Origin of the sequence: Caulobacter sp. CCH9-E1 (genome assembly GCF_001556515.1) — a bacterium.
In the GTDB taxonomy this organism is placed as follows: domain Bacteria; phylum Pseudomonadota; class Alphaproteobacteria; order Caulobacterales; family Caulobacteraceae; genus Caulobacter.
On the sequence record NZ_LSJA01000086.1, the window covers coordinates 1 to 12524 of the forward strand.

Annotated in this window: 10 protein-coding genes and 1 pseudogene; 3 read left to right on the forward strand and 8 right to left on the reverse strand. The window is 66.8% G+C overall.

Annotation, left to right across the window (positions count from 1 at the left end; genetic code table 11):
* Positions 1-160 precede the first annotated feature (160 nt).
* The 4 genes from AX690_RS05105 to AX690_RS05120 are packed head-to-tail and all read right to left on the reverse strand — an operon-like array spanning position 161 to position 5131.
* On the reverse strand, positions 161-976 hold the full coding sequence (locus AX690_RS05105; protein WP_066682139.1) for a DUF4198 domain-containing protein: 816 nt from the start codon (positions 974-976) through the stop codon (positions 161-163).
* Entirely contained in the window at positions 973-1851 is an 879-nt protein-coding gene (locus tag AX690_RS05110) for an alpha/beta hydrolase (RefSeq protein WP_066682141.1), read from the reverse strand. The genes AX690_RS05105 and AX690_RS05110 overlap by 4 nt, the downstream gene beginning before the upstream one ends.
* Complete coding sequence (fes, locus tag AX690_RS05115; protein ID WP_066682144.1) at positions 1848-3107, reverse strand: enterochelin esterase; 1260 nt, start codon at positions 3105-3107, stop codon at positions 1848-1850. The genes AX690_RS05110 and fes overlap by 4 nt, the downstream gene beginning before the upstream one ends.
* The gene (locus AX690_RS05120) at positions 3107-5131 is read right to left on the reverse strand and encodes a TonB-dependent receptor domain-containing protein (protein WP_066682147.1); all 2025 of its coding nucleotides are present in this window, start codon (positions 5129-5131) and stop codon (positions 3107-3109) included. Before AX690_RS05120 ends, fes begins: the two co-directional genes overlap by 1 nt.
* Positions 5132-5642: 511 nt before the next feature.
* Here AX690_RS05120 and AX690_RS24195 point away from each other — a divergent pair.
* Together AX690_RS24195 and AX690_RS23200 are read left to right on the forward strand one after the other, a co-directional pair.
* Positions 5643-5798, forward strand: a pseudogene (locus AX690_RS24195) (tyrosine-protein phosphatase); the annotation flags it as partial.
* Between the two features lie 124 nt (positions 5799-5922).
* Complete coding sequence (locus AX690_RS23200; protein WP_066682150.1) at positions 5923-6135, forward strand: hypothetical protein; 213 nt, start codon at positions 5923-5925, stop codon at positions 6133-6135.
* A gap of 44 nt (positions 6136-6179) precedes the next feature.
* Here AX690_RS23200 and AX690_RS05130 read toward each other — a convergent pair whose 3' ends face one another.
* The 4 genes from AX690_RS05130 to ptcA are packed head-to-tail and all read right to left on the reverse strand — an operon-like array spanning position 6180 to position 10730.
* Positions 6180-7082, reverse strand: coding sequence for a carbamate kinase (locus AX690_RS05130; RefSeq protein WP_066682153.1), 903 nt, complete (start codon positions 7080-7082; stop codon positions 6180-6182).
* Positions 7082-8206 carry an agmatine deiminase gene (gene aguA, locus AX690_RS05135; protein WP_066682156.1) on the reverse strand — a complete coding sequence of 375 codons (1125 nt, stop codon included), beginning with the start codon at positions 8204-8206 and terminating at the stop codon, positions 7082-7084. The genes AX690_RS05130 and aguA overlap by 1 nt, the downstream gene beginning before the upstream one ends.
* Positions 8207-8231: 25 nt before the next feature.
* Positions 8232-9680 carry an APC family permease gene (locus AX690_RS05140; RefSeq protein ID WP_066682157.1) on the reverse strand — a complete coding sequence of 483 codons (1449 nt, stop codon included), beginning with the start codon at positions 9678-9680 and terminating at the stop codon, positions 8232-8234.
* Between the two features lie 3 nt (positions 9681-9683).
* Complete coding sequence (gene ptcA, locus AX690_RS05145) at positions 9684-10730, reverse strand: putrescine carbamoyltransferase (protein ID WP_066682163.1); 1047 nt, start codon at positions 10728-10730, stop codon at positions 9684-9686.
* 441 nt (positions 10731-11171) lie between these two features.
* Between ptcA and AX690_RS05150 the strand changes: the two genes are divergently transcribed.
* Complete coding sequence (locus AX690_RS05150) at positions 11172-12443, forward strand: TetR family transcriptional regulator (RefSeq protein ID WP_066682165.1); 1272 nt, start codon at positions 11172-11174, stop codon at positions 12441-12443.
* Positions 12444-12524 lie beyond the last annotated feature (81 nt).

The following is a 12524-nucleotide window of genomic DNA, read 5'->3' on the forward strand; positions in this document are numbered from 1 at the left end:
CCCGACTGCTCGTCAGGAGTCTAGCTGATCCGTCGCGTTTTCACACAGCCTCGACTCATTGCCGCTCACTAGGAGGTGGAGGCTCAGATCGCGGCAGCGCTCGTTCTCCTCTCCTCGTGAAACTGACACGTGCGATCAAGGCCCCCTGCGGGCGATGGAGCTAAGGTGTCACCTCCAGCGTAAGGCTGTAGAGGTGCGTCCTGGCGTCGGTCGTGTCGCCCAAAAGCCAAGAGCGCTGCGCTTCCAGGACGTAGATTCCCGGGCCGTCGAAGGCGACGTGTCCGCGGCCTTGGACGTCGGTCTTGCCGTTGCGAACAAAGGTCGTGGCGGCGTAGGCGTCGTTGGCCCGGAACACGACGAAGGTCGCGTCCGGCATGGGCTTGCCGTCGAACAGCAGGTCGAACTCGAAGCCCTTGTTGACGAAGACGCTGGTGGGCGCGGTCCTTGGCGCGACCTCCAGGCCCTTGCCAGATGCGGGCGGGATCATCGCTGAAGGCGCGCCCTTGGTCACATAGGTTTCGGACCGGACGATGGTGGCCACGGGCACGATCCGCGCATCGGCCGGCAGCGTGGCGCGATCGACGAACGGCGGCCGGACTGGGCCGTCGGTCGCGTCCTTGACCGGTCGCCACGTGTCCCCCACCTTGCCCAACATCAGTGTGCGCACGTTCCGGTCGCCCGTCGAAATGCGGTAGGTTCCCGCCCCCCAGAGCGTGGCTTCGAAGACCCCGAAGTCGCGCAAGGTCAGGCCCTTGCCCGCTACCGTCTTGCCCGCGCCATCGGTGACCAGGAAGTCATCGCCCTTGATCGGGAATTCCGGGACGAAGAACCGGCCGTTGGTCAGGGCCGTCATCACCGTCACATGGTCGCCATCCGGTTCGAATGTGGCGGGCTGCAGATAGGGCGTATGGGCCGCGGCCGGAAAGGCCAGAACGGCGGCGAGCGCCAAGCTCGCGATGAAGACGGCGGATTTCATGGGCGATCCTCGGCGGCCAGGCTCAGGGCCAGGGGAAGGGACGTTGTCAGGGCGCCGCCGTGGGACTGGCCAGGCAGCACCGTGACGTCGACGATCAGGCGGGGCGTCGCCGCCAGGCGCTCGCCCAGGGCGCGGACGCGGGCCACGGAAGCGGCGAAGTCCTCCGGGGAGGGCGGCGCGACGCCGGTTCGGCGCGCTTCGCGGTCGCCGACCATCAGAGCGACGCGGGCGGGATGGCGCGGCGAGCGGAACGGCGCGGCGACGATCGCGCCATCGCGCCACCACAGCGAGGGACTGACCGGGACATAGGCTCGGAAGGCTTCCGGGGCCTCCCGCAAGGTGTCCAGCACGAAGAGCGCGCCGTACGAGTGTCCCCAGATCGCCGTCCTCTCGGGATTGAGGCGACCGAGCTGTTCAAGGCGCGGTCGAATATTTCCCTGCAGCAGTTGGCGAAACGCGGTCGATCCCCCTTCGGGACGCCCCGGCGTTTCGGGCGGGCCTGGCAAGGATGGCGTGTAGTCGAATGTCCGCGCCAGGTTGTCGAACCGTTGCTCGGTCTCGTAGCCGATGGCGATCAACGCCAGATCCGGAACGCTCGCCAGATCCGCGGGCGTCAGGATCGTGAAAGCGGCGTTGCCATCCAGCAGGTAGAGCGCGGGCCAGCCCCGCCGGGGCGGCCTCCCTCTGGGCGTGGCCATGTCGATCCTATAGCGGCGCTGTCCGTCGGCTGAGCGGAAGGCGTGGCGGGTGATGTGGTGCGTCGCGGCGCCAGTTTCGAACAGGCCGGGGCCGGCGGGACCCGTTCCGGGCTGGGCGAGCGCCGGCGCGGCGGGCAGGCTGGCCATCAGGGCCAGCGCATGGCGTCGGGTGATCATCGCGCGTCTCCAAGCAGATGGATCAATCCGTCGGAGAGCGTTCCGCGCCAGGCTAGGTCGTCGTGACCGCCGGCGAACTCGGCCTGCCGGACATCATAGCCCTTGGCCCGGAGGACGTCGGCCAGCTTGCGAGTGGTCGAAAGGATGCTCTCCGAGCCGCCGGTCGACTCCAGCAGGCCGGCGTCGAGATAGAAGCGCACGGGCTCGCGGTCTCGCGCCTGGACCTGCCGCGCCACCCAACCAGCGGCGTCTGGCGAGCTCTTGCCATCGTTGGGTTCCCACCAGAAGGAGCCGGACTGGCTGAGCGCCGCGCCGAACCGTTCGGGATGGCGCAGGGCCGCGCAGACGCTGATCAGCCCCCCGAAGCTGGAGCCCGCCAGCACCGTCTTGCTCGGATCATCGGAGACCGGCGCCCTTGCGCGGATCCACGGCAACAGTTCGTTGGCCAGCATGTCGGCGAAGGCTGGGTTGCAGGCCAGTTCGACCCCTCGCGACTCCCGCGTGGGATTGGCCACGAACACCGCCGTCACCGGTGGGATGGCGCCGGCCGCGATCAGATTGTCCAGGATCGTCGGCGTCGGGATCGAGGACAGGTAGCGATCGGCGTCGAAGACAATGACCAGCGGCGTGGCCTTGGCCGCGTTGGGCGGCGAATAGATTGTCACGTCGCGCCGGTTGCCCAGGGTCTTGCTCTCGAACACGCTGGTCGCCAGCCGCCCCTTGGCGACCGCGTGTGGCACAACCCAAGGTTGAGGAAGCGCACCGGGAAGCTCGACGACCGAGGACGTCTCCCAGCGATGCGGGTTCAGCGGATCGGGCGCGAGCGCCGCGACCAGTCCCGCGCGGTAGGCGGCGCGATCACCAGGCGCGCCGCGCTTGGGATCCGCCGCGAGCTGGTAGGACAGTCGCGTTCCGGCCGGCAGACGCACGGTTTTGAACCAGACGTCGCCGCCGGCCAGCCGCTGGAGATGGTTCTCGCGGCGGTCCGCTGTCCACACTGGCCAACTCAGCTCGACCTCCCGATTGGCCTCGCCGCGCCAGAGGAAGGTGACCAGCGCCGAGCCGTCAGGCCCGGACTCGACCAGAGGCGCGCCCCTGACCTTCACGCCAGCCCAGAACTCCGCCGCGGCGCCGGGAGCCGACAGGGTTTGGCGCAAGGCCTCGAGTCGCGGGCTCTCCAGCGGCGCCGCCAGGGCGCCCGTCGTCAGGGCGCCCATCGCCAGGCCAGCAAGGATTGACGAAGAGGGCGAGGTCATCAGAACCGTCGCGTGACGGCGGCGAAGAAGCGGCGCCCCTCCTCGTTGTACTCGTCGGAGGTCTCGCGCTTGATCGCCTTGTCCGCGCTGTTGAGCACGCCGAACCGCACCGTGGTGGCGGCGTCCAGAGCATAGGCCGCGCCCACATCGACCGTGCCATAGCCCTCGCGCTTCACGTTATAGGCGGCGTTTGTGTAGACGGCCAGGAACTGCTCGCCGACGTAGTTCCAGGTGGCGAACAGCGACCAGGCCTTGGTCGGACGCACGTTGACCGTGGCGTTGGCCGAGTGCTTGGGCTGATAGATCATCGCCAATTCGACCGGGTTGCTCCGGTTCTTGCTGTCGAGGTAGGTGTAGTTGGCGGTCAGATCGATCTTGTCGCTGAGTTGGAAACGGGCGTTCGTTTCCACACCCTGAGATCGGACCTTGGCGATGTTCTGGTAGCGGAAGATCGGCCGGCCATCAGGCAGGAAGCCCACGAAGTTGGAATAGGTCGGAGCCAGCGTCACGTCGCGCGTGCGGCTGGAGATGTCGATCATGTTCTTAAGATCGTTTCGGAACACGGTCACGCCGGCGCTGAAGCGGTCGTACTCGGCCCGAACGCCCAGCTCCTTGCTATTCGCCGTCTCGGGTTTCAGCTCGGTGGAGCCGATGATGTAGCAGCCGGTTGTCGCGCTGCCGCAAGACACCGAGCCCCAGTTAGGGCTGTTCTGCAGCAGGGTCGGGGCCCGGAAAGCCTTGGCCGCGCCGGCCTTGAACGTGATGTTGGGCGTGGCGTGGAAGACGAGGTAGGCGCGTGGACTGTGATGGCCGCCGAAGTTCTCGTGATCGTCGTAGCGGTCTCCGACGGTCAGGCGCAGGGCTTGCGTGAGCTTGATCTCGTCCTCGACGAAGAGCGCGCGCTGATCCACCTGGGTGGTGGTGTTTTGGCCGTAGCTGGCGGTGCCCGGCAGGCCCTTCAGGTTGGCCGGGTCGTCGAGCTTTTGCCGGCGCCACTCGCCCCCGATGGTGATCGTTTGCCGCCCGGCCTCCCAAGGCAAGGTGACGCGGCCGTCGACCGCGGCGTTCGTGGCCTTGTTGGGGTTCTTTTGGCCGCTGACGTTACCGACCTCGTTCTTGATCTGGTCGCCGAACGCGCGGATTTGAGTCTGACCAAAGTCATAGTCGCCCTTGTGGGTCAGCGACCAGTCAAGACGCTCCATCGGGAAGGCGTCGTGGGTCAGCCGGTTCCCGCCCGTGTTGACGAGCACTGTGTTGAGCGAGTTGGGCGTCCAGGCCAGCGTGCCATCGACATAGGCCTCGTGCTTGTCGCGAATTCCCGACAGCGGCGCGCCACCGCTCGAGGTCTTGGGATTGACGCTGTTCTGATCGCTAAGGCGCCGGTTGTAGCCGCCGTAGACCTTCAGCCCCAGAATGTCACCGACCAGAGGGCCGCTCGCGAAGAAGCCGGCCTTGTAGGCGTCGCCGGCGTCGCGATTTTCCTGAGCGACATAGTCGACGCTGGCGGAACCGCTCCAATGGTCGCCGACGGGCTTGGTGATGATGTTGACCACGCCGCCGATGGCGTCGGATCCGTAGAGCGAGGACATGGGACCGCGGACCACCTCGACCCGCGAAATGGCCTCGACCGGCACCCAGCCGGCGTCGAAGTCGTTGCCGCGGAACATGGCGCTGGTCGAGTTCACGCGCTTTCCGTCAATCAGGAAGAGCGTGTAGGCGCTGCCCAGGCCTCGCAGCTGGATCGTGCGCTGATTGCCCGAACGGTTGATGGTCACGCCCTCGACCCGGTCGAGGATGTCGGTCAGATCCCGGATTGGACGGACATGTAGGTCCTCCTCTGTGACGACCGAAATGCTGGCTGGCGCGTCGGCCAGTTTCTGTTGGGTCGCGGCGGCGGTGACGACCACCTGTTCGACCTGGTTGACGTCCGTCTTGCTTTCGTCGGCGCGGGCTAGGTCGGCGGAGGCCAGCAGTGCGACGCTGGCCCCCGCCATGAGCAGCGCCCGGCTCTTGATCTCGATCATCGTCGCCCTCTCCGGCTTTCCATACAACGGCGAGGGCTCATAAGGGGTTATTTTTGCGAATGCAAATGAGTCGCATTAGATAGATGCATTGTCGGCCGAGGCTACGACCGCTCCAGAGTTCAGTAGCCGCGCCGAACTTCGCTTTCTTGGAGGCACTGAGCGGCCAGAGGTGATGTCACTTAGCGTCCAACTCTGTGGCGCTATACACCGGAATCCGCTTGTAGGCTGTCGCGCCGGAATTCGCCGAGCGTGCGGTTCTAGCGTAGAGCGGCGTGTAATGGCTGGCGCGGGCGGTAATATAATACCGCTATCGCCGGATTTGCATCGGTCGGCTGACGCTCAATCTGGCGTTCCGGCGAATGCCGTGCGCGTCTTCGCCGGGCCCTGTGGTCTGTAGGGAACTGGGTTTGCGGCGCTACGTAAAGGCGGGCTTCAAGCGGCGTCGTACTGTGGCGTCTCTCGCGCATGAGCTAGCGGAACGTCAGGTCGGCTTCCTGGACATGCTGACGCCGACTACAGCGATATGGCCGCGCGTCTCGCGCCCGACGAAGGGGCGCTGGCCTTCAACTGCAGCGTCGATAAGGACCGCGCGGGCATGGCCTCGGTCCTGATCCTGTCGGTTCTGGGGGCGCCGCGCGAGACGGTGCTGGAGGACAACGGCCTGACCCAGGCCTACGCATGCCCACGAGATCGGGTTCCAGACCAGTTGGTTCCTCCTTTCCCTGCTGAGCGAACTGGCGGCGCCGTTCGTGCTGAGAACGCAGGGCCCGTTCTTGCGAAGCCGACCCGGCGTGCTGCTGGTCGCTGTCACGTTATGGGTCGCCGCCGCGGGTTTGGCGACGCCGTATCTGGGCGCGGTCTTGAGGGCGTTCGGCTTTACGCCGCTCTTGTTGCTCGACCTGCTCAGCCTGATGGAAATCGTTCTGGCGTATGTGATCGCGACCGAGGCCGGCAGGCGGTGGTTCTTCAGCGACTTGGCGCGTCGCCGGAAGCGCGCGCACTAACGGCCTTGCGCGTCGTCGCCGAAGGCGACGACCCTGGCCTCAGCTCATGGTGTGACGAGCGTGCCGCAGGTCCGAGCCAGGAGGCCCGCGACATCGTCGAGGGATCCAATGAAGGCCTCGCGTCCGGTGGCTTGGACGAACTGGCGCGCGGCGCGAACCTTGGGGCCCATCGAGCCCTCGGCGAAAGCGCTATCGGCCAGATCGTCGGCGCGCACCTGTCTTATGGGCGCGGCGCCAGGTTCGCCCCACTCGCGATAGACCGCGTCGACGTCGGTCAGGATCATTAGACGGTCGACGTCCAGGCGTATGGCCAGCAGGGCCGCGACCAGGTCCTTGTCGATCACGGCCTCCAGGCCTCTCAAGCGGCCGGTCTGGTCCCGCGCCACCGGAACGCCGCCGCCGCCTGCGCAGATCACCAGGGTCCCGGCCGCCATCAGGCCTTCGATCACCGATTGTTCGATCACCGCGATGGGCGCGGGCGAGGCCACCACACGGCGTTGACCCGCGCCGTCGATAGCGAACGACCAGCCGCGCGCCTGGCTAAGGGCTCGCGCCTGGTCGGGCGTATAGACCGGTCCGATCGGCTTGGTGGGATGCTGAAAGGCCGAGTCGTCGGCATCGACCAAGGTCTGGGTGAGCAAGGCTGCGACAGGTCGCTCCGGGCGGGCGTTGCGAAGCTCCTGGGCCAGAATGTATCCGATCATGCCTTGCGTCTCCGCGCCCAGCATGTCGAGCGGATAGGCCGGCGCGGCCGTATAGGCTTCCGCCTGCAGAGCCAGAAGCCCGACCTGCGGACCATTGCCGTGGACAAGCAAGGTCTGGACGTCGTCGCAGGCCATCGTGAGGCCGACGATGGCTCGCGCCACATTGCGCCGCTGGTTGGCGGCCGAGGCAAGCTCGCCACGCCTCAGCAGAGCGTTGCCACCTAGGGCGACGACCTGGCGCATCAGCCGCCCCTTGCGGCCGCCGATGGCTCCCGTCCCAAGGGTTCCTGCTGGGTGATGCAGTGGATATTGCCGCCGCCCAACAGGATCTCGCGGGCCGGCACGGCCAGGATCCTCCGATCCGGAAAGAGCCTGGCCAGGCTCGCCTGGGCCGGCGCGTCCATCGGATCTTCGAAAGCGGGCATGACCACCACGCCGTTGCCGATATAAAAGTTGACGTAGGAGGCGGCCATGCGGTCGCCGGGCTCACGGGGCAGGGTGCCGGGGACCTTGTCGACGCCTGCGGCCTCCGCAGCGGTGATCAGCACCGGGGCCGGTTGATGCAGCTTGTGGACGCGCAGGGGGCGACCGCGGGCATCGCGCGCGGTCGCCAGACGCTCAAGGGCGGCCGTTGAACGGGCATATTGCGGATCGTTCTGGTCGTCGGTCCAGGTCAGCACGACTTCGCCGGGGGAGACGAACCGACAGAAATTGTCGACGTGGCCGTCGGTCTCATCAAGATAGACCCCCTGATCGAGCCAGATCACCGTGTCTACGCCCAGATAGTCGCGCAAGCGCTGTTCGATCTCGTCCTGGCGAAGGTCCGGGTTGCGATTGGGATTGAGCAGGCATTCCTTTGTCGTCAGCACCGTCCCCTGGCCGTCGACGTCGATGGAGCCGCCCTCCAGGACGAAGTCTGGTCCGTAGCGATCGTCGCCCTCGAGCTCGACGACCTTCTCGCCGACCAGATCGTCCTGGTCCCATGGGAAATACAGGCCGCCGATCAAACCGCCCCAGGCGTTGAACTTCCAGTCGACGCCCCGGACGCGCCCGGCTCCGTCGATCACGAAGGTCGGCCCACAGTCGCGGATCCAGCTGTCGTTGCTGGTCATTTCCACCACCCGCACCGCCGGATCGAGCATCTCGCGGGCGATGACATATTGGGCCGGCGAGGCGCAGACGGTGACCGGCTCGCCCTGCGCGATCGCGGCGGCCACCGCAGCGAAGGCGTGCTGGGCGGGTTTGGCGCCGCCGCGCCAGTTGTCCGAGCGTTCGGGCCATAGCATCCAGCAGCCGGCGTGGGGCTCCCATTCGGCGGGCATATGGAAACCGTCGGCGCGGGGCGTAGTGGTCAGCAGGCGGCTCATGAAATCACCCAGCGGGAAGGCGCGGTCATTGCGGACGGACGGGGTTGGCGGGCGGCTCGTCGGGGGGCGAGGCGGCGGCGCGACGATTGGCCTTCATCGCCCCGATCACCAGCTCGCCGATCACCAGGGTGACGACCACGCCGCCCAGAATCGGACCGGTTTTGCTCCAGTCGACCGCCGCGCCGGGGACCCACAGGAAGAGGACGATCGCCTGGAGAATGAACAGGGTGCAGAGCCCAGCCAGGATCGCCGCGCCCAAGCGACCGCCGGGAACGCGATAGGGGCGGGGCGTGGCCGGATCCTTGCGGCGCAGGGTCAGAAAGGCGGGGAACAGGGCCAGATAGGGAAGCAGGAAGATCACCGAGCTGAAGGCGAACAGCGACCAGAACAGATCCTCGGCGCTGCGGGCCAGGACGCCGTAGGCGATGATCACCGCGGTCGAGACCAAGCCGGTGAGCAGATAGGCCCCGATCGGAGTCTGGTTGGACTGGCGTTGCCAGCCGAAAATCTTGGGCAACTCGCCGTCCGCCGCCGCAGCCTGGGCGGTGCGGTTGGCGCCCATCGACCAGGTCACCAGATTGGCCAGGATGGTGAACACCGCGGCCGCCCCGAGCACGCTGACGATCAGGTCCAGGCCCGGCGCGCCGGCGAGCAGCGAACGCAGGGTGTCCAGCAGCCCCTTGATCAGCCCTATGTCGTTGATGGGCAGGGCGACCAGAATGCCGAAGGTGGCTAGCAGATAGAAGGCCGAAATCAGCAGGCCCGCGGTGATGACTGCGATGGGCACGTCGCGCCCCGGATTGCGCATCTCCTCGCCTGCGCCCGACACCAGTTCAAAGCCCATGAAGTTGTAGACGATGACCGGGAGGAACCCCAGGCCGGCTCCCCATTGCGGAGTCAGGGCGTGTAGCGATAGGTCGTTGGCCGCGCCACGGGTCACCAGAACATAGATCCCCGCGCCGCCGATCAGCAGCATGATGCCCGCCTTGATGAAGGCCCCGAGATTGGGCACCCACTTGGCGGTCGCGAGGCTCGTGATCCCGATCAGGACCGTCAGCCAGGTCGCGCCGACGCCGATCAGGATCTTGCTCCACAGACCCATCTCCACGCCGGTGATCTGTGCCACCAGCCCTGCCAGGAGGATGTAGCCGGACGGCATCCACAGGGCGACATTGACCCAGTAGTACCAAGTTGTCCGCGCCGCCCAGCGATCGCCGAAGGCGCGCCGGATCCAGGTCTGGATGCCGCCTTCGCCAGGATAGGCCGCGCCCAGTTCGGCGGTGATCAGCCCGTACGGGATGAAAAACAGCCCAAAGGTGATCACCCACCAAGTGAGGGCCGAGGCCCCGATGGCCGCCGAGGCGGCCAGGGTGTCGATGACCAGGATGGCGCAGACGGTGAACAGCGTCACGTCAAGCAAGCCCATGACGCGCGCGAAACGCGGGCGGGACGGGGCGATGGGAGATGTGGCCATGGCTCAGGCCTCCGGCGGAGCGACGGGCGTGGCCGCCCCGGTCAGTTGATGGTCGTTCAGGAAGGCGTCGATCACATGCGCATGCTGGGCCGAGCGCCTGGCGGACGGAAGTTTCAGATGTGGGCGCACAAAGGCCACGAGGATGGCCTTCTCGGCGTGCAGGCGGTTCTCGGCTTGGTCGTAGATGATGGCCCTGGGCCCATCCATGACCGCATCGGTGACCTCCACCCCGCGCGAGGCGGGCAGGCAGTGCATAAACTTGGCATGGGGCGGCGCCTTGGCCAGCAAGGCGTCATTGATCTGGTAGCGGGGCATGAAGGCGGCCTGGCGTTCGGGGATTTCGGCCTCCTGGCCGACCCACCACCAAAGGTCGGTGTAGACGAAATCGGCCTCGGCGACGGCCAGGGCCGGATCGTCAGTCACCCACAGCCGACCGCCTGACTGGGCGCAATTGTCGCGCGCGATCGACTGCCAGGCCTCTGGCGCCTGGTAACGTGGCGGGGCGCAATGGACGAACGCCATGCCCATCTGGGTGCAGATCATCATCAATGAGGAGCAGACATTGGTCGCATCGCCGATGAAGGCGACCGTGAGCGCCTCAAGCGGCTTTCCGACCGGGCGGTGCTCGCGCATGGTGAAGACGTCGCACAGCACCTGGGTGGGATGGTTGTAATCGGTCAGCCCGTTGATGACCGGCACGGAGGCGTAGCGGGCCAGCTCGGTGACCGTGGCGTGCTTGAGGGTGCGCGCCTCGATGGCGTCGACCATGCGGCTGATCACCCGCGCCGAATCCTTGATGCTTTCGCGCACACCCAGATGGATTTCGCCGGGCTTCAGATAGAGCGCATGGCCGCCCAGCTTGGTCATCGCCACCTCGAACGAGATGCGCGTGCGGGTCGAAGGCTCTTCGAAAATCATGCCCAGGGACGCGCCGGCCAGCAGTGGGGGCAGGGCGCGCTCGCGGTCGGCCGTCTTCAGCAGGCCGATGAGATCCATCAACCAGACCAGCTCGGTCTTGGTGAAGTTCTGGGTGTCGATGAAATGCCGCACGGCGAGCCTCGCAAGAGGATGATCGCCCCCAGTCTAGGCGCGGCCCGAGGCCGACCAACTGATCTGCATCAAACGGCATGGGGCTCTTTTCTCCCATCGCCGACGGCGCTGGAGGCGCAACTGATCGACACGACGGGAGATCATAGGATCCCCCCCTGTCGGCGCCCCGGAGAACAGCATCGCCGCTCTTGAACGTCCGTCTCATTTGGCTGCGGCGTAAGTCGCGCCGGGCAGTCTTGCGCATGAAGAGCGGGGCGGTGTCGCCGCGTAGAGTCTCCTACGCGTCCAGTGGTTCGTGACCGTCTCGTCGGCGTCGCGATGCTCCGGCGAGGCGTCGAACGCCCGCAGCACGCTGCGATGATTTCTTCGATCTCTGACGCAGGCCTACGCCGTCGCGGGAATCTGGCTTACATGTCGGCCATGCCCGCACGATCAGTCCCGATGGCCGTCCCTGCTTCGGACCGCGACGACGCGCGGGCGCGCGCAGTGATCGCCGCCATGGACATTGTCGCCAGGGAGGGGTTGGCGTCGCTGTCGGTGCGCGACCTCGCAGCGGCGATCGGCAAGAGCACGACCGTCATCTTCAATCTCTTCCAGACAAAGGCCGGGGTGCTAGCCGCCATGGTCGAGGCGGCGATGGCGGAGGATCTGGCCTTCCATGACGCCTTCCTGTCCCAAGTCGACGGCCTGGCCCTGGACCAGCGGCGGGTGGTCGACATCACGGCGCGCTACGTCCTGGCCCGCGCGGAGGCCTCGGCGCGTTTCGCGCGGATCTGGGAAGAGGTCCTGATCGATCCCGAGGCCGCCCAGGCGGTGCGCGAGCCCCTTGCGCGCTGGCTCGACATGCGGCGAAGCAAGCTGGGCGGACTACTGGCCGGCGACGTGCGGCTGGCGCGGCTCGGCGCCGTCTATCTGCCCTATCTGCTGATGGAGGAGCTCTACGCCGCGGCCCTGGCCCACAGGCTCGACTACGAACTGCTTCTGCGCGAGAGCCTGGAGGGGCTGGTGGCCATGGCGTTCGGCGAGCCGTCGGGCGGCGAGGCCAAGGTCGCGCAATGGTTCACCGACGCCCTGGTGCTGCCCGAGCCGCCCAGCAAACGGTACGCGGCGCAGTCGGTGAAGATGCGTCTGCTGGACATCGCCGCCGACCAGATCCTGGAACGGGGAATCGGGGCGGTTACCAACCGCACGGTGACCCAGGCGGCCGGGGTCTCGACCTCAACCATCCTGTACCATTTCGCGGATATGCGCTCGTTCCTGGCCGAGGCGATATGGCACAGCGTGTTTCGCGAAATCCCCGACTATCTGGACACCCGCAGCCCTCGCGACCGCGAGCGGCCGGCCGACCTGGAGGGTCTAGCGGCGCTGCTGGCGCCGACGCTGCGGCCGGGATCGTCGGACGATCCGGGGCGCGCCGGTTTCTACGTCAAGTATGCCCGCTTGATCGCGCAGATTTGCCTGATCGCCCGGCGCGACGCCGCCTTCGAGAACATGGCCATGCTGCTCCGCGGTCCCGAGGGCGGGGGCACCTATGCTCGGCGCGAGGCGGTCTGGCCGCCAATGTTCGACATGACTCGCCTCGGCGCCATGCGCTTCGCGATCTGGATCAAGGGCTCGGCCCTATTGAGCGCGGCCTTCCCCGACACCGAGGCCCCTGGGGCGGAGGCGCGACTTGGCGCGGCGGCGCTAGCCCTTGTGCCCGTAACCGCGTAGCGCGTCGAACGAACGATATTATTCCATTCACGCAGTCACCCTTGGATCCGCTAGAAGGCGGATGAATGAGTTCCTTTGTAG